The following is a 16819-nucleotide window of genomic DNA, read 5'->3' on the forward strand; positions in this document are numbered from 1 at the left end:
CCATCCCGCTCTGTCTCACCGGCCCTCGACCATTCTCTCACCCCAGATCGCCCAGCGGACGTTCCGAAATATCGAGAATGGCACCGAGACCCGCGCGCGTGAGCTTTCCGGCCTGCTCCCCGCGATTGAGCACGAACACCAGGAACGAGCGTCCGGTGACCTCATAGACGGCGCCGATATTATGGCGCGTGTAGTCCGCCCGCTCCGGAACATTGGTGTCGATCAGGCAGACCCAGTGATTGCCCTCGGCAACCTCCGGCAGCGTGAACTGAACCACGTCGTGATGGGCATTGGTGACGATGAGCAGGGTCGCATCATCGCCCCGGCGCTTGATGCCGGTCGGCTGCGCCCGGCCATCCATCAGCATCCCGAAGCACTTGGCCTTGGCATCCTCCCACTGCTCCCTTGTCATTTCCTCCCCCGTCGGCGAGATCCAGGTGAGGTCCTTGACGTCCAGGTCCTCGTTATATTCCGTACCGAGAAACCTGCCGCGATGGAGAATGGGATAGGTGGTCCGCAAGGCGATCAGCTTGCGCACGAACTCGAGCAGCTGCCGGCCGCGCGGTGAGATGCCCTCCCAGTTGAGCCAGGTGATTTCATTGTCCTGCGCATAGGCATTGTTATTGCCTTGCTGCGTATGGCCGAACTCATCGCCCGCAAGCAGCATCGGTGTGCCCTGCGCGAGCAAAAGCGTTGCCAAGAGGTTCCGCTTCTGCCGCTCGCGCAATTCGATGATGGCCTCGTCATCCGTAGGCCCCTCGACCCCGTGATTCCAGGAATGGTTATTGGAATGGCCGTCGCGATTCTCCTCGCCATTCGCCTCATTGTGCTTCTCGTTATAGGAGACGACATCAGTGAGATTGAATCCGTCATGGGCGGTGATGAAATTGACGCTCGCCCACGGTCTGCGCCCGCGCTTGTTGAACAGGTCGCCGGAGCCGGCGATGCGCGCCGCAAAGTCCGGCAGCTTTCCCTCATCGCCCTTCCAGTAGGAGCGCACCGTGTCGCGGAACTTGTCGTTCCACTCGGCCCATCCCGGCGGAAACTGTCCGACCTGATAGCCGCCGGGACCGATATCCCAGGGCTCCGCGATCAGCTTGATCCCGGAAAGCACCGGGTCCTGCCGGCAGGCATCGAGAAAGCCGCCCCCCTCGTCAAACCCGTAAGGCTCGCGGGCAAGGATCGTCGCGAGATCGAATCGGAAGCCGTCGACGCGCATTTCGGTTGCCCAGTAGCGCAGCGAATCGGCCACCATCTGCAGTACCCGGGGATGGGAAAGATTGACGGTATTTCCCGTGCCGGTATCGTTGATGTAATAGCGCTTCTGGTCCGGTATCAGCCGATAGTAATTGGCATTGTCGATGCCCTTGAGCGACAGGGTCGGCCCCAGCTCATTGCCTTCCGCCGTGTGGTTATAGACCACGTCCAGAATGACCTCGAGCCCGGCTGCGTGGAACTGGTTCACCATCTCCTTGAACTCGTTCACGCTGGATGAGTGGAGATAGCGCGGTTCCGGCGCGAAGAAGGCGATGCTGTTATAGCCCCAATAGTTCCTGAGCCCCTTTTCCACGAGATAGCTGTCATCGACGAAGGCGTGGATCGGCAGGAGCTCGGCTGCCGTCGCGCCGAGATTGCGGATATAGCGCGGAACCCGGTCATGGATGAGGGCTGCGAATGTGCCACGTTCATCCTCGGGCAGATGCGGATTGAGCTTGGTGAAGCCCTTCACGTGCATTTCATAGATGACCGTCCTCTCAAACGACGTACGCGGCCGGCGCTCTGGGCCCCAGGTAAAGGCGGGGTCGACCACCCGGCACTTTGGCATGAGGTGAACGCTGTCCCGGTCATCGAAGGAGAGGTCCTTGTCCGCGTGGCCGATTTTATAGCCGAACAGCTCTTCCCCCCAGGTGAGTTTGCCGACCAGTTGCTTGGCGTAAGGATCGATCAGCAGCTTGTTCGGATTGAAGCGATGGCCGGCGTCGGGCTCGTAAGGACCATGCACCCGGTAGCCATAGACCGTGCCGGGCCGCGCTGATGGCAAATAGCCATGCCAGACCTCATCCGTATATTCCGGCAGCTCGATCCGCTCGATCTCTGTCTCGCCGTCCCCATTGAACAGGCACAGTTCCACCTTCGTGGCATTGGCGGAAAAGATCGCGAAATTGACGCCGAGACCATCCCAGGTTGCACCCAGCGGAAACGGCAGGCCCTCGCGAATGGGCGATCTGAGGATTGCTGGCCTGGCAACCCCGGCCGACGGTGCTGATGATCGTTTCAGCTGCATGGAGCCCCCACATTGCAAAAGAGCACCAGGAGAACCATGGGAGAGAGCTCCCGGTTCCCGATGGAGCGAGTGCAATGCGGGCGCTATCCGCAATCCCTTACAAGGTTCGGCCGAACAGCATCCCGGCATTGGGCACGACGTCGTTTACGCCCGCAAGCCGCATGCAGTGCCAGGCCAACGCATGATCGCTGGAGGTGACCGGAAGGCCGATCTCCTCTTCAATCCCCGCGACCTCCTCGCAAAGCCTGAGGCTGGTGCACGAGACGAAGACGGCATCGAGCTTGGCTCGCTTGGTCAGGGTCTTGATACCCTCGGCGATGGACCGTGGCGAGATCCGCGCCGCATCCCGGTCATCGATCTTGTCGAACGTGCCGAACGCCGCGACATTCACGCCCTTGCTGTTGAGATAGGCGCGCACGGTCTCGTTCACCTCCGCCGAATAGGGCGTGAGCACGCCGATCCGATCGGCGCCGAAGCTCTTGAAGGCGGCAAAGGCCGCGGTGATGGGCGTAGTGCAGGCAATACCGGGCCGTGCCTTGCGGATCTCCGCGAAGATCACCTCTTCCCCGAGCGCCATGCTGGCCGAGGTGCACCCGAACCCGACCACGTCCAGAGGCAGTCCGGGCAGGATCAGCTCAGTCGCCGGGGCGATCTTGTCGCGCATGGCCCGCAGCGTCTCATTGGTGATGATCACGTCATTGAGCACGCGCGTCGAATAGAAGGCGACCCCATCGCCTCGCACCACCTGCCGGAACTCGTGCTCCATGGTCTGGTCGGTTGAAAGGACGAGCAGGCCGATCGCCGCACGATGAGCAATGCCCTTATCGAGCGTGCAATCCAGCACGCCGAAGTCGATGAAATCCACGTCTGCGCTCTGTGTGGTCTTGGCCGCAAGCGATGATGTCATGACAAATCTCCGGTCAGGCAGCGAGTCCATCCAGCGGGATCGCCGGGGTGCGGCCGGCGATCATATCGGCCGCGATTCGGGCTGAGCCGTTCGACATCGTCCAGCCGATATGGCCGTGGCCCGTATTGAAGAACAGGTTGCGATACCGGCTCGGGCCGATGATCGGCATATTGGTCGGGGTCATTGGCCGAAGGCCCGCCCACATGAAGGCGCGATCGTAATCGGCCCCATCGGGATAGAGTTCCTGCACGATACCCTTCATGAAGGTGAAGTCGTCGGGCTTATGGCTGGTATTATAGCCGGCGAATTCCGCTGTGGCGGTCACCCGCACGCGGTCTCCCATGCGGGTGATCGCGACGAGATTATTCTCATCCACCGATGCGATGGTCGGTGCGGCGCCATGATTGCCGATCGGAATGGTGAGCGAATAGCCCTTCACCGGATAGATCGGCAGATCAATCCCGATGGGCCTCGCCAGGATCGGGCTGTAATTGCCGGCGGAGAGCACGTAGAGATCGCCCTTAACCTCTCCTTTGTCGGTCTGAACACTCGCGACCTGATTGCCCGACACATTGATTCGCGTGACCGCGGTCCCTGTGCGGAATTCCGCCCCGCGCTCGATGCACAGCTTGGCCAATCCGTTGGTGAACTTGTTGCAATCGCCCGTCTCATCCGTCGGGCAATAGACCGCGCCCGCGATCTTGTGGGCAGCCGAGGCCAGCGATGGATCGAGCTTCAGGATCTCGTCGCGGCTGATCGTGCGCATCTCCTGGCCGTCATCGGCGAGGATCTTCATATGAGCGATGCCGCGCTCGAGCGAGGCCTCGTCGCGATAGAAATACATGATGCCGCGGGCGTTATTGTCGAATTGGATGTTCTCCCGCGCCACAACCTCATGCAGCACACCTTGCGAATAGGTCGCGAGCCTGTGCTTGCGCAGCGTATTGATGCGCGCCCGCTCTTCCGTGCATTGCGCGAGAAATTTGAGCGACCAGGTCCACAGCCGCGGATCAAGTGACGGCTTGAACCGCAGCGCCTGATTCTTCTTCACCAGCGATTTGAGCAGGATCATCGGCGCCTGCGGTGACGACCAGGCGAAAGAATGGCCCGGGGCCACCATCCCGGCATTGCCCCAGCTCGTCTCTTCCGCCACCTGCGGCTGCTTCTCGATGAGCGTGACTTCATGCCCATCCTGCTGCAGCTGGTAAGCTGTCGTGACCCCGACGACCCCTCCTCCAATGACAACGACCTTCATTGATCACCCCTGCCGCCGACCTGTGAAACCTAGCCCTCGTTCGGACCTTATTGTCCCCGACGAGCAGCCTATGGCCGCCACCAACCACCGTCAATGCATGGCGGTCGCTCATTATACACTTCTGTGCTGAATTCTGCGTGCAGCACCGCGGACGCTGAACGAGAACCCCAGAACCTGTCCGTAAACTGATTTTAAGAATTTAGCAGAAAATCACTAGGCCTGCTACGACGCGCGACTAAAACTCAGCAGACGTCGCTTTTCCCGCGGAAAACAACGCCCTCAGCATCCGGCATTTTTTGCCACAAAGTGATACAATTTATTACATTTGTTTTAAGCCATATTCATCAGCCGTTCACCGGTACAGCTGATATGAATAAACTTGTAAGTAACGGAGGAATTCTGATGAAGCGACTGTTCGCAGCGGCGATTGCTCTTTCAATGCTCGCAGTGCCTGCGGCTGAAGCACAGCAGCGCTACCAGCAGCACCGGCCTGCACCCCATTACGTCCATCCCAAGGTTGAGAAGAAGGTCGTTCACAAGGAGGTCGTCAAAAAGAAGGTTGTGAAGCGCCCAGCTTGGAAAAGGGGCAACCGCTTTTCCGAATGGCGCAGATACCAGGCTGTTCGTGATTACCACCGCTACGGACTGCGCCGGCCGGCACCGGGCCAGCAATGGATCCGCGTGGGCAATGAGTTCATCCTGGTCGGTGTCGCGACCGGCATCATTGCAGGCATCATAGCGGCCAGCCGTTGATCACTGTGGATCGCCTTTGGTTGCATAGAGTTTCGACGCCCGACTGCCCCGCCAACCGGCGGGGCTTTTTTGCGTCTACGCTAGAGCCAATGGTCTCAGGGTCAGCATGGCCGGGCGATCGGAGAAGCGGAAGGACCAGGCCTATTCCGCTGCAATGGCCGCAGGCCGCGCCGCTTGCGGGTCCAGCCAGTGATCGAGAAACCTCATGAGCCAGACGCGGACGGCCGCGTCATAGAGCCTGCGCCCCTCGAAATGCATGCGGCGTGATTGGGCATTCGGAAGATCGAGCCGGCCGGCGCCCCGCACCGTCCACCGATGCAGCATCTGCAGAGTGATTTCTGGATGGAACTGAATGCCATAGGCCCGCTCGCCGAAGCGGAACGCCTGGTTCTCGAAATGCTCCCCGCGCGCCAGGAGTTCAGCCCCCGCGGGAAGGGAGAAGCCCTCCCTGTGCCAGTGATAGACATGGCTCGGCCAATGGAACAGGGCTTGCCCGGCGGGTGTTGGAAAGATCGGATAATAGCCGATCTCGACCAGCCCATGTTGATGCGGCGCGACAGTGCCGCCGAGATGCCGCGCAAGCATCTGCGCGCCCAGGCATATGCCGAGAAAGGGCTTGTTTTCCTTCAGGACAACGCCGATCCAATCCGTCTCGCGCCGGATGAACTCCTCGCAGTCATTGGCGCTCATTGGCCCGCCGAAGATCACGACGCCGTCGTGCTCCTCCAGCGTCTCAGGCAACGGGCAGCCCAGGCACGGCCGGCGGATGTCGAGCGCAAAGCCGCGCTCCTTGAGTATCAACCCCACTCTTCCGGGGCTCGAACTCGCTTGATGGACAACGATGAGGATTTTTCGAAGCGAAGCGCTCATATAGCAACCAGGTCCTGGCACAACGGCCATTCGGCACTGGATATTTATTGTTTCATATTCTTTAGAAAAGGTCGATGGCATGCATTGCATGGTCGCATGGCCATATCTGCAATGCTTCAGCCCCGCTCAGAACCCCAACCGCAGCGAGATCTCGATAATCGCGCGGCTCCCCGGTATGTCCCTGGGCAGTCGCTTGAACGGGGCGGCGGCGCGGATCGCGCGCAAGCCCACCAGATCGAGATCGCGATGGCCGGAGGATTTGGTGAGCTCCACGCTCGCGAGCTGTCCCTGCCGGGTGATGATCGCCTGATACCGTGCCACCCCCGACCGCGACCGGCTGCCGGGGGGATAAACCAGTTTCGCGATGATCTTGTCCCGCAGCTGATTGAGATAGGGATCACCGCCGCCGCCCGGTCCGCTGCTCACGCCGGAGAAGCCACGGGCGGGGCTCGGCAGCTCGAAGGCAGGCGGCAGATCGAGCTTGGGCACGCCCGCCATCATCTGCGGCGTCTCCGCGGCCTTGGGCTCGGTCCCCGTTTCTGATTCGGCAAGCTTGGGCACCTCCGGCGCGGGCTTCTCGACCGGCGTCACCTTCTGCGGTGAAACCTCTGGCTTGGCCGGCTGCGGCTTTTCCTCTGGCTCCTGCACCTTGGGGGCATCTTCCGGGGCAAGCTGCGTATTGTCCGTCGCACCGCTCTGACGCAATTGCGGCTGTGGCTGCTCGGGTTCGGGTTTCTTCTCCGGCTCGGGTTCCGGCTGCGGCTCCTCTTTGGCTGGCGGTTCGGGTTCGGGAACGGTCACCAGCTCGACGGGAATTGCGGGGGGCGCTTCGAACCGATCTGTATTTGGAAATTCATAGATGGCTGCTGCAAATGCGATGAGGTGCAAAGCAAGCGCCATGAGGCAGGTTATTCCCCACCGCAGCCATTCCCGACGCGTTGAACCCGAACCTGCTGGGGTGAGAGGCTCGGGCTGTACGGTTTCGAGGATCGACGCGTCGGCAGTGCTCAGGGCAATCTTCCCATCTGATCGGATTGGATCGGCATAAGTACCGGATCTCGGCAATTTCGCCCAGGCCCGCGGCACCGTGCAGCCACCCCAAGCTCCATGTGAAATCAAAATGGCCTGATCATGTCTGCTCAGCCCACGCAAACAGGAACGAAACCACGTTGTCCCGCCCATGAAGCTGCGCCTATGATATAGAGCATTTTCGAGCGGAGTGGATACCGGTTCGCGCAAAGAAGATGCCGTCAACCAACGGCTTAGAGCGGTTTCAGTTCGCGCAAAATGCGACGCCGGCTCTGGCAACCATGTCTGGATGCACCATGATGCGCATTCTTCTCGCGACTTTATTGGCTCTTCTGCTAGCCGGGTGCGAAACACTCTCGCCCACGGCGACGGTCCGCGGCAACTCCGATATTATGCGCGGCTCGGCCGGGGTGGGAATTCCCTTGTGATCTCTTTGGCAGCAATGGGCAGCCCCAGTGCTTGCGATCTCAAACTATTGGCCGAGTTGGTTACGCCGGGAAAAGCTGCTATTTCGCAACCGGCTACACGAGGAACCTAGCGGATAGCGCTCAAGGGGACGAGAGACCTATGCAAGGGCTTTTGGCGTTCAGTCGTGCGATTGACCGGCTGAATAGAGCATTTGCGATCATCGCCAATTGCTGCGTGCTTTTGGCGGTTCTGATCAGCGCCACCAATGCGGTCGTGCGCTATCTCGCGCATTACAGCTCCAATGCCTATCTCGAGGTCCAGTGGTACCTATTTGCCGCCATGGTGATGCTGGGCACCTCCTACACCTTGAAAATGAATGGCCATGTCCGGGTGGATCTCATCTACTCTTCCATCAGCGATCGACAGCGGATCTATGTGGACATTCTTGGTCTGGTCTTTTTCCTGCTGCCCGCGGTTGGCTTTCTCGTCTATCTAACATTCCCCTTCTTCACCTCATCCTTCCGCAGTGGGGAAATGTCGATGAATGCCGGCGGCCTCGTGCTATGGCCCGCCAAGCTGATGATACCGCTGGGCTTTATCCTTCTCGCCTTGCAGGGTTTGTCCGAGCTGATCAAGCGGATCAGCGCGCTCAGGGGGCTGGTAGAGATCGATACGCATTACGAGAAGCCGCTGCAATAGAGCGGACAATAGGGGATACAAACAGGGGAAGCGCGCGCGAATGTTCGAATATGGCATCATGCCCCCGCTCATGTTCGCGGGCCTCGTCCTCTTTCTGCTCTATGGTTTCCCGGTCGCCTTTTCGCTGGCGGCTTGCGGCCTCTTCTTCGGATTGATTGGCATCCTGACCGGGCATTTCGATGCGGTCTTCCTGCAGGCCCTGCCCTTGCGCTTTTTTGGGGTCCTGTCGAATGACCTGTTGCTGGCCATTCCCTTCTTCACCTTCATGGGCGCGATTCTGGAGCGCAGCGGACTCGCCGAAGATCTGCTGGAGGGTGCGGGGCAGCTGTTTGGTCCGCTGCCGGGCGGTCTTGCCTATGCGGTGGTTCTCGTCGGAGCGGTCATGGGTGCGATCACCGGCACCGTGGCGGCCTCTGTGATCGCCATGGGCATCGTTTCTCTGCCGATCATGATGCGATACGGATACAACACGCGGATCGCCACCGGCGCGATCGCCGCATCCGGCACCATCGCCCAGCTCATCCCTCCCTCGCTTGTGCTGATCATTCTCGCCGATCAGCTCGGGCGGTCCGTGGGCGACATGTATGCTGGCGCGATTGGCCCCTCGATCATGCAGGTGCTCATCTTCCTGAGCTTCGTGCTGATCGTCTCCATCGTGAAGCCGCATTATATGCCGCCGATCCCGAAGGAAGCGCGCACGGCGAGCAGCTGGCGTCTCCTCTGGAAAGTGGCTAAGGCCATGGTGCCCTCGCTTGTCCTGATGTTCCTGGTGCTCGGCACCATATTCATGGGCCTTGCGACCCCCACCGAAGCCGGCGCCATGGGTGCGGTCGGCGCCATGCTTCTGGCCATCATGCATCGGCGGCTGACCTGGTCCCTCCTCTGGCAGGGAATGGAATCCACCACCCGCATCACGGCCATGGTGGTGTTCATTCTGATCGGATCCACCGTCTTCAGCCTGGTGTTCCAGGGCATGGATGGTGGTCACTGGGTTCAGCATCTTCTGTCCGGCCTGCCCGGAGGTCAGCTCGGCTTTCTGATTTTCGTCAATGTCTTCGTCTTCTTCTTGGCCTTCTTTCTCGATTTCTTCGAGATCGCCTTCATCGTTATCCCGATGTTGGTGCCGGCAGCCCAGGCCTTGGACATCGATCTTGTCTGGTTCGGCGTTCTGCTCTGCGTGAACATGCAGACCGCCTTCATGCACCCGCCCTTCGGCTTTGCCCTGTTCTACCTCCGGGGCATAGCGCCGACCAGCATTCGCACCTCCGACATCTACATGGGCGCGATCCCCTGGCTGGCCATGCAGCTCATCCTCGTTGCGATCGTGATCTTCTGGCCGGAGAGCGTCACCCATTGGATCAAGAAGGACGCGACGGTTGATCCCTCGACCATCCAGTTGAATGTGCCCATGCCAGGCGCCGGCTCGACGAGTCCCTCCAGCACGATGAGCCCGCCTAGCTTTGGCGCACCGCCGCCCCCAAGTTTTGGTGCGCCGGCCCAGCCAAGCTTCGGTGCCCCGCCGCCGCCGAGCTTCGGTGCCCCGCAGCAGTCCGCGCCTGCCCCAACCGGTCCTCAGCCGCAACCGGGGGCTCCCCTGCCTCAACCAAGTTTCGGCGCGCCTCAGCAGCCTGCCCCCCCAGCGCCGCAAGAGCAAAACCAAGGCGCTTCTCCTCTGCCGCCGCCGAGCTTCGGCAACTCAGGTCAGCAATAGGCTATCTCCGAGCAAGGCGGATACCGCTCCCTGCAGAGGAATCTTAGAGCGGTCTCGCGATTGAGAAGCGAAGCGCTGCGGTGGGCAGTCTCCGCCGAGGAATGCTGCACCAGACGAGAAAGGGCGATCCCAGGGATCGCCCTTGCTAGAGCATTTTCGAGCGAAGTGGATACCGGTTCCTGTGAAGAAAATGCGACCAGGCAAGAATTTGAGGCGCGGTTTTGCGATCCAAAGAAAAGCGGAAATGCTTTAGGAGCCGACTGGCCCAAGTCTCATCTGATCTCATCCGCCAGCCCGAAATGTCTCAGCACCTCAGGCTGCCGCGGCCACCACGTCTTTACTTCCCCGCTGCCTGCTGGCTGTAGACATAGCTGTCATAGGTATATTCCGCGACGCGGAACCACTCATAGCTCTGCGAGCGGAAGGTCTTCCACGGCTCATACATCTTCTTCCAGGCCGGATTTGTATTGGTGAGCTCGTCATAGATCTTGAAGGCCTGCTCATAGCTCGCATCGAGCACGTCGCGCGGCAGCGGCCGAAGTTGCACCCCCTTGCCCACCAGGCTGCGAATGGCCTGCATGTTCTTCACGTCATAGAGGGCCAGCATGTTGATGTTCACAGCCTTGGCCGCCGTGTCCAACGCCACCTTATAGGGTTCTGGCAGCGCCTCGTACTTGGCCTTGTTGAACAGGAAATGCACGGTCGGGCCGCCTTCCCAGAAGGCTGGATAATAGTAGAACTTGGCCACCTGATAGAAGCCGAGCTTCTCGTCGTCATAAGGGCCGACCCATTCCGTGGCATCGATCGTGCCACGCTCGAGCGCCGGATAGATATCGCCGCCGGCGAGCTGCTGCGGGACGACACCCAGAGGCTGGAGCACGCGTCCGGCAATGCCCGCGATCCGCATCTTGAGCCCATTGAGATCGGCAACGCTCTTGATCTCTCTGCGGAACCAGCCGCCCATCTGCGTGCCCGTATTGCCACCAGGCATGCCGACCACGTTATAGGCCGAGAGAAACTCGTTCACGAGCTCGTTGCCGCCACCGTGATAGAGCCAGGCATTCTGCTGCCGGGCATTGAGGCCGAATGGCACCGACGAGGGCAGCGCGAAAGTGGGATCCTTGCCGACATAATAGTAGCAGACGGTGTGGGCTGCCTCGACCGTATCATTCTGTACGGCGTCCAAAGCCTGCAGGCCCGGCACCAGCTCACCAGCCGGGAACACGTCGATGGTGAACTTGCCGTCGGTCATCTTCTTGACCGCTTCCGCCAAAACCGGCGCGCCACCGAAGATTGTATCGAGCGAGTTCGGGAAACTGGAGGTCAGCCGCCACTTGATCTCCGGCAAAGACTGGGCGATGGCGGGTGCGGCAAAGCCGACCGCGCTGGCCGCGGCGGCCCCTGCGGCCAATCCCGCATTTTTGATAACCGTACGACGATCCATGAGTCTCTCCTCCCGAGAACGCTCTTGATTCTCCCGCCCAAATCCGGCGGCAAACTGCTGGAATATAGATCGCAACGAGGCACCGAAAACAAGGAAATCAGTGCGCTCGGCCTGTGCGACAAAAGTCTAAGACCGGAAGCATTCTCGAGCGAAACGGGTACCGGTTCGCGTGAAGAAAATACGACCAAACCAAAATTGGAGCGGTTTCGCGATCCAGAGAGAGCGACAGCGCTCTAACCCAAATCGGTCCATTGAGTGACTAGGAAGTGAGCTGAGCCACTGAGCATTTTGGTACCGTTTTGCGCGCGTCGAGCGTATGAAGAATGTCTCGTCCATTCCTCACCACGTTCGCTTCATGAAAAGATCCGGATTGATGCTGACCCGTCGTATGTTCGTTGCCAGTCTGCCGCTCGCATTGGGTGCCTGTACAACCACCAGGTCCATGCCGGTCGTATTTCAGCCTGAGCCTGATCCAAGCTACGTCGAGATGTATTCTGCCATCGACGATGAGCCCTATCCGGTGCCGGCGATCGATGTGCGCAAGATCGACCCGCAATATTTGCGCCAGGAGGTCTCCTATGGCGGCGACGAGCCCCCCGGCAGCATCGTGGTCGACCCGTCGCGCCGGTTTCTCTATCTCGTGAAGGAAGGCGGTGTCGCGCTGCGCTATGGTTGCGGCGTGGGCAAGGCTGGCTTCGACTATCAGGGTGACGCGGTGATCGGACGTAAGGCCAAATGGCCCCGCTGGACACCGACGCCGACCATGATTTCCCTCGAGCCCGAGCGCTATGGCCCCTATGCTGACGGCCTGCCGGGCGGGCTGGACAATCCCCTCGGTGCCCGCGCCCTCTACCTCTATCACAATGGCCGCGATACCCTTTACCGGATCCACGGCACCAACGAGCCCTGGTCCATCGGTCACTCCGTATCGAGCGGCTGTGTTCGCCTCCTCAATCAGGACGTGATCGATCTCTATCGTCGTGTCCCAGTTGGCACGCGCGTCACGGTCCTGCCGGTCGGATCCTTCGATCGGACGGCGTGAGCCTGCTCATGACGTATAAGGTCGTCGCCCTCTACCAGTTCGTTCCCTTGCCGGAATATCGCGCGCTCCAAGCACCGCTGCGCGCGCTTGCCGAGGCACATGGGTTGAAGGGCACCCTGCTCCTCGCATCTGAAGGACTGAATGGCACCCTTGCCGGTGAGGATCAGGAGGTCGACACCTTCATCGCAGCGCTCCGCGCGCTTCCCGATTTTCAGGAGAGTCCTTCAACCCTTGAGCTTCGGCTGTCCCGGGCGACAGCCATGCCCTTCAAGCGGCTGAAGGTCCGGCTGAAATCCGAGATCGTGCGGCTCGGCGTGCCCGCTGATCCCCTAAAGCAGGTCGGAACCTATGTTGCCCCGCGCGACTGGAACCGGCTCCTGGACGACCCGGAGGTCGTCCTGGTCGATACGCGCAATCATTTCGAAGTCGAGCTTGGGACCTTTCCCGGAGCGATAGACCCCTCAACCCGCAGCTTCGGTGAATTTCCGCAGGCGGTGCGCCGCCTGCTTGATCCCGCGCGCCACAAGAAGGTCGCCATGTTCTGCACGGGCGGCATCCGCTGCGAAAAGGCCACAGCCTACCTCCTCTCTCAGGGCTTTTCCGAGGTTTATCACCTCAAGGGCGGCATATTGAGCTATCTTGAGCAAGTGCCGGAGCAGGAAAGTCGCTGGCGCGGCGCCTGCTTTGTGTTCGACGAGCGCGGCGCTGTCGGCCAAGGCCTGACCGAGATCCCCCTCGACACTGCCCGCGCGGAGGATCACTCTCATGAGTGAACCCGCCGAGCTTGAACCCCGCATAGCTGACCTTGAAATCCGCATCGCCTATCAGGATGAGACCATAGAGGATCTGAACAAGACGGTCGTCGAGCAATGGGGCCATATCGACCGGCTGTCCCGCCTCGTTACCGCCCTCATCGATCGAATCCAGGAGCTGGAGAACGCGCGCAGCCTGGGCAACCCGCCGGAGCCTCCGCCACCTCACTATTGAGATCGGCCCCGTGAACGGTGGCTTGTTCTGCTCCTTGAAATAGCCCAGGTCCTGCGGTCTCAATCGGAAGTCCGTAAAGGGGCAGTGGACAGGGGAATGCCGAAATCGATCAGCCTTGGCGCGTGGCTCTGCCTGGCGCGCCGACTTCTGGCCGCCTGCTTAGTGTTGGCCGTGCTCGCAACCGTCCCGGCAAGTGCCGCCGGCAAGCTGACCATATCCAATTGGGATGGCTACATGCCGGACGACCTGCTGGACCGCTTCAAGCAGGCAACCGGCATCGAAGCCGAATTGACGCTGCAGTCGACCAATGAAGAAATCATGGAGCGGGTCACCGCAGCTGGCGGCAAGGGTTACGATGTCATCTTCATTGCCGCGCCCTTTGCCCAGGTATTGAAGCAAAAGGAGCTGCTGGCCGAGCTCGACCATCAGAAACTGCCCAACCTGAAGAACCTCTATCCCGAAGCAAGCCGGCTCAAGCACGACCCGGGCAACCGTTTCTCAATCCCCTATGCCTGGGGCACCACCGGCTTGTGCTACCGCGCCGACCAGCTCAAGGATCCGCCGACGAGCTGGAACGATTTGCTGAAGCCCAAGCCGGAGCTTGCTCGGAAGATCACCTTGCTGTCGGATGCCCGCTGGCGCTTTGCGGCCGCTCTCAAGGCGGAAGGCTTCTCCGTGAACGAGACCGCGCCCGACAGGATCAAGGCCGCGGCCAAACGCTTGGGCGAGGCCAGGGAATGGGTGCTGGCCTATGACGATGCTGCCGCCTATTCGGCCCTCGTCTCCGGCGATGTGCTACTCGCCCATGCCTGGGATTCCTATTGCAATTTCGGAACCGCCAAGAATCCGGCGATCAGATACGCGCTTCCCAAGGAAGGCACCGACCTTTGGGTCGATGTCGTGGTGATCAGCCAAGCCTCTGAGAATAAGGACGCAGCGCACGCCTTCCTGAACTTTCTTCTGGAACCGCACATAGCGGAATGGCTGGCCAAAGAACTCTTGTACAAGAGCCCGAACCAGGCGGGCATGGCGCGCGTCGACAAGCACTGGCTCGAGAAATTCCCGAACCTTTCCCTATCTCCGCAGACCCTGCTCAAACAGGAGCAGATGCTCGATATCGGCGAGGACGCGCGCAAGGACTATGAGCGCGCCTTGGCTGATGTCATGAAGGCCAAATAAGCGTGCTTTTGGGCGAAGTTCACGCTGCAGCAGGCCTCACCCACACCCGGTTATCGTGGAAGGCGCAGCCGCTCAACGGCGCCGGCTGATCCGCCCCCGTCAGGCTGTTGATGCCGCAGCCATCCTCGAAAGCGGAATTCGGCCAGATCGATTCGGCGATCACCACCCCCTGCTTCACCCCGTCGAAGGCGCGCACATGCAGGGTGACGACCCCGCGGCGATTGCCGACCTTGATCTTATCCCCAGACGCAAGGTTGAGCCGAGCAAGGTCCTTGGGGTTCATCATCAGCTCCGGCCGTCCCTCCTTGGCCCGCGACGTCGGTGTCTCATTGAAGCTGGAATTCAGGAAATTGCGCGCCGGGCTTGTCGCGAGCCGGAACGGGTGCTCCGCATCCGCCTCCTCGATCACCGCCCAATAGTCCGGAAACTCCGGAATGCTCTCGATCGGCCCGAGCGTCGCCTTGACCTGCGGCCGGTAGACGACCTTGCGCCAATCGGGTCGGAAGCGGAATTTGCCCTCGGGCTGCTTGAACCCTTTGAGGAAATGCGCGTCCTCGAATTTGGGCTGGCAATCGATCCAGCGATTGGCCTTGAGTTCCTCCCAGGTGCCCCAGCCGGAATCCTGCAGCGTACGATCGAGGATCTCGGCCGGTGTCATCTCGAAGCCGGGATGGCTGGCCCCCACCCGCTTCGCCAACCCGACAATGACATCATGATTGGAGCGGCAATCCCCGGGCGCCTCGATGAGCTTGGGACCGGCGAGCAGGTGCTGGTGGCCGCTGCTCACATAGATATCGTCATGCTCCATGAACATCGTGGCGGGCAGCACGATATCGGCCATCTCGGCCGTTTCGGTCATGAACTGCTCATGCACGCATGTGAACAGATCATCGCGTGCCATGCCCTGCTTGACCCGGTTCTGGTCCGGTGCGACCGAGACCGGGTTGGTGTTCTGGAACAGCATGGCCATCACCGGCGGACCATCGCCGAGATCTTGCGGATTGCCCAGCAGCACCTCGCCGATCCGCCCCTGTTCGAGGGTGCGAATGGAGGGGTCCATCGCGTCGAGACCTTCGATCAAGGTCTTTTTCATATGGTAGATGGCGCTGTTCGAATGCAGCGCGCCGCCGCCGTCATATTGCCACGCGCCGGTCACCACTGGAATGCAGGTCACCGCATGCACATTGACCGCACCGTTGCGTGAGCGCGAGAAGCCATAGCCGATGCGGAAGAAGGCGCGTCGGCGCTCTCCGATCAGCTTGGCGAAATCCTCGATCTCTCGCGGATCAAGGCCGGTGATGGCCGCGGCCCAGGCGGGGTCGCGTGTGGCAAGATGAGCCTCGAATTCGCGCGGGCAATCCGAATAGCGCTCGAGATAATCCCAATCCGCATAGCCGTCGCGGAACAGCACATGCATGACGCCGCAGGCCAAAGCGCCATCGGTACCGGGGCGGATGATCAGCCCGAGATCTGCCTGCTTCATGGTGGCGGTCTCATAGACATCCACCACCGCGATCTTCGCGCCCCGCTCTTTCCGCGCCTTGAGCGCGTGCGTCATGACATTGACCTGCGTATGCACGGGATTGGTGCCCCAGATCACCACCAGGTCGGAGCGTGCCATTTCGCGGGCATCCGGCCCCGCAATCTTGCCCTGGCCCGCGAGGATCCCCGGCCATGACAGCGTCACGCAGAACGTGTCATACATCCCGGAATATTTCTTCGCATGACGCAGACGGTTGATCCCATCGCGCATGAGCAGGCCCATCGTGCCCGCATAGAAATACGGCCAGACCGCTTCCGACCCGTAGCGTGCCTCCGCCCTGAGAAAGGCTTCCGCCACCTCATCCAGCGCGTCTTCGATGCCGAGCTCCTGCCACTCACCGGCGCCTTTCGAGCCCTTGCGCTTCAACGCCTTGGTGAGCCGGCCGGGATGGTGGATCCGCTCCGCATAGCGCGCGACCTTCGCGCAGACGACCCCCAGCGTATAGCTATTATCTGCCGAGCCGCGCACCCGGCCGATCGTCCGCTCATCCAGCACCTCCACATCCAGCGCGCAGGTTGACGGGCAATCATGCGGGCAGGCGGAATGGCCGATCTTGATAGTCTGACGAATGTTCATGGGGCAGCCGGGTCCGTTCTACGCAAAGCCGTCTCATCATAGCGAAAAGGATCAGCCGGGCATAGGCGCCCTTCTCGCCCTTGACGTCTGAAGCACGATCCCGCCATACTTCCGAAATCCAGAACAACGTTC

The 16819-nt window shown here is 60.7% G+C and carries 14 protein-coding genes; 7 read left to right on the forward strand and 7 right to left on the reverse strand.

Going from position 1 to position 16819, the window contains the following annotated elements:
* Positions 1-37: 37 nt before the first annotated feature.
* The 3 genes from glgX to RCF49_RS06840 form a co-directional block, all read right to left on the reverse strand.
* Positions 38-2284 (reverse strand): glycogen debranching protein GlgX, encoded by a 2247-nt coding sequence (gene glgX / locus RCF49_RS06830; protein ID WP_342643285.1) that lies wholly within the window; start codon positions 2282-2284, stop codon positions 38-40.
* Positions 2285-2381: 97 nt separating this feature from the next.
* A complete protein-coding gene (locus RCF49_RS06835; RefSeq protein WP_342643286.1) occupies positions 2382-3191 on the reverse strand; it encodes a maleate cis-trans isomerase family protein in 810 nt (269 codons plus the stop codon).
* Positions 3192-3204: 13 nt separating this feature from the next.
* Positions 3205-4446, reverse strand: a complete 1242-nt coding sequence (locus RCF49_RS06840; protein ID WP_342643287.1) for a D-amino acid dehydrogenase — start codon at positions 4444-4446, stop codon at positions 3205-3207.
* Between the two features lie 402 nt (positions 4447-4848).
* On the opposite strand from RCF49_RS06840, the gene RCF49_RS06845 reads away from it, so the two are divergent.
* Positions 4849-5199, forward strand: coding sequence for an RcnB family protein (locus RCF49_RS06845; protein ID WP_342643288.1), 351 nt, complete (start codon positions 4849-4851; stop codon positions 5197-5199).
* Positions 5200-5340: 141 nt separating this feature from the next.
* Here the strand turns inward: RCF49_RS06845 and RCF49_RS06850 are convergent, their stop codons facing one another.
* Both RCF49_RS06850 and RCF49_RS06855 read right to left on the reverse strand, forming a co-directional pair.
* A complete protein-coding gene (locus tag RCF49_RS06850; RefSeq protein WP_432807372.1) occupies positions 5341-6099 on the reverse strand; it encodes a glutamine amidotransferase in 759 nt (252 codons plus the stop codon).
* Positions 6100-6195: 96 nt separating this feature from the next.
* Positions 6196-6969 (reverse strand): TonB family protein, encoded by a 774-nt coding sequence (locus tag RCF49_RS06855; protein WP_342643290.1) that lies wholly within the window; start codon positions 6967-6969, stop codon positions 6196-6198.
* Between the two features lie 696 nt (positions 6970-7665).
* Here RCF49_RS06855 and RCF49_RS06860 point away from each other — a divergent pair.
* Together RCF49_RS06860 and RCF49_RS06865 are read left to right on the forward strand one after the other, a co-directional pair.
* Complete coding sequence (locus tag RCF49_RS06860) at positions 7666-8205, forward strand: TRAP transporter small permease subunit (protein ID WP_342643291.1); 540 nt, start codon at positions 7666-7668, stop codon at positions 8203-8205.
* Between the two features lie 40 nt (positions 8206-8245).
* The gene (locus RCF49_RS06865) at positions 8246-9916 is read left to right on the forward strand and encodes a TRAP transporter large permease (RefSeq protein WP_342643292.1); all 1671 of its coding nucleotides are present in this window, start codon (positions 8246-8248) and stop codon (positions 9914-9916) included.
* 337 nt (positions 9917-10253) lie between these two features.
* Here RCF49_RS06865 and RCF49_RS06870 read toward each other — a convergent pair whose 3' ends face one another.
* Positions 10254-11360: a TRAP transporter substrate-binding protein gene (locus RCF49_RS06870; RefSeq protein WP_342643293.1), complete on the reverse strand. Its 1107-nt coding sequence runs from the start codon at positions 11358-11360 to the stop codon at positions 10254-10256.
* 370 nt (positions 11361-11730) lie between these two features.
* Between RCF49_RS06870 and RCF49_RS06875 the strand changes: the two genes are divergently transcribed.
* The 4 genes from RCF49_RS06875 to RCF49_RS06890 all read left to right on the forward strand — a co-directional run bounded on the left by RCF49_RS06875 (position 11731) and on the right by RCF49_RS06890 (position 14568).
* Positions 11731-12402: a L,D-transpeptidase gene (locus RCF49_RS06875; RefSeq protein ID WP_342644141.1), complete on the forward strand. Its 672-nt coding sequence runs from the start codon at positions 11731-11733 to the stop codon at positions 12400-12402.
* Between the two features lie 8 nt (positions 12403-12410).
* Entirely contained in the window at positions 12411-13175 is a 765-nt protein-coding gene (locus RCF49_RS06880; RefSeq protein WP_342643294.1) for a rhodanese-related sulfurtransferase, read from the forward strand.
* The gene (locus tag RCF49_RS06885; protein ID WP_342643295.1) at positions 13168-13389 is read left to right on the forward strand and encodes a SlyX family protein; all 222 of its coding nucleotides are present in this window, start codon (positions 13168-13170) and stop codon (positions 13387-13389) included. The genes RCF49_RS06880 and RCF49_RS06885 overlap by 8 nt, the downstream gene beginning before the upstream one ends.
* A gap of 96 nt (positions 13390-13485) precedes the next feature.
* Positions 13486-14568, forward strand: a complete 1083-nt coding sequence (locus RCF49_RS06890) for a polyamine ABC transporter substrate-binding protein (RefSeq protein ID WP_342643296.1) — start codon at positions 13486-13488, stop codon at positions 14566-14568.
* Positions 14569-14587: 19 nt separating this feature from the next.
* On the opposite strand, the gene RCF49_RS06895 is transcribed toward RCF49_RS06890, so the two are convergent.
* On the reverse strand, positions 14588-16687 hold the full coding sequence (locus RCF49_RS06895) for a molybdopterin-containing oxidoreductase family protein (protein ID WP_342643297.1): 2100 nt from the start codon (positions 16685-16687) through the stop codon (positions 14588-14590).
* Positions 16688-16819 lie beyond the last annotated feature (132 nt).

Source organism: Rhodoligotrophos sp. CJ14 (assembly GCF_038811545.1).
Taxonomy (GTDB): Bacteria; Pseudomonadota; Alphaproteobacteria; order Rhizobiales; family Im1; genus Rhodoligotrophos; species Rhodoligotrophos ferricapiens.

Bases quoted from the DNA above. Each gene is read 5' to 3' on its own strand.
- RCF49_RS06845 (WP_342643288.1), top strand. From the start codon at position 4,849: ATGAAGCGACTGTTCGCAGCGGCGATTGCTCTTTCAATGCTCGCAGTG.
- RCF49_RS06860 (WP_342643291.1), top strand. From the start codon at position 7,666: ATGCAAGGGCTTTTGGCGTTCAGTCGTGCGATTGACCGGCTGAATAGA.
- RCF49_RS06890 (WP_342643296.1), top strand. From the start codon at position 13,486: ATGCCGAAATCGATCAGCCTTGGCGCGTGGCTCTGCCTGGCGCGCCGA.
- RCF49_RS06880 (WP_342643294.1), top strand. From the start codon at position 12,411: ATGACGTATAAGGTCGTCGCCCTCTACCAGTTCGTTCCCTTGCCGGAA.
- RCF49_RS06840 (WP_342643287.1), bottom strand. From the start codon at position 4,446: ATGAAGGTCGTTGTCATTGGAGGAGGGGTCGTCGGGGTCACGACAGCT.
- RCF49_RS06835 (WP_342643286.1), bottom strand. From the start codon at position 3,191: ATGACATCATCGCTTGCGGCCAAGACCACACAGAGCGCAGACGTGGAT.
- RCF49_RS06855 (WP_342643290.1), bottom strand. From the start codon at position 6,969: ATGGCGCTTGCTTTGCACCTCATCGCATTTGCAGCAGCCATCTATGAA.
- RCF49_RS06870 (WP_342643293.1), bottom strand. From the start codon at position 11,360: ATGGATCGTCGTACGGTTATCAAAAATGCGGGATTGGCCGCAGGGGCC.
- glgX (WP_342643285.1), bottom strand. From the start codon at position 2,284: ATGCAGCTGAAACGATCATCAGCACCGTCGGCCGGGGTTGCCAGGCCA.
- RCF49_RS06865 (WP_342643292.1), top strand. From the start codon at position 8,246: ATGTTCGAATATGGCATCATGCCCCCGCTCATGTTCGCGGGCCTCGTC.
- RCF49_RS06895 (WP_342643297.1), bottom strand. From the start codon at position 16,687: ATGAACATTCGTCAGACTATCAAGATCGGCCATTCCGCCTGCCCGCAT.
- RCF49_RS06850 (WP_432807372.1), bottom strand. From the start codon at position 6,099: ATGGCCGTTGTGCCAGGACCTGGTTGCTATATGAGCGCTTCGCTTCGA.
- RCF49_RS06885 (WP_342643295.1), top strand. From the start codon at position 13,168: ATGAGTGAACCCGCCGAGCTTGAACCCCGCATAGCTGACCTTGAAATC.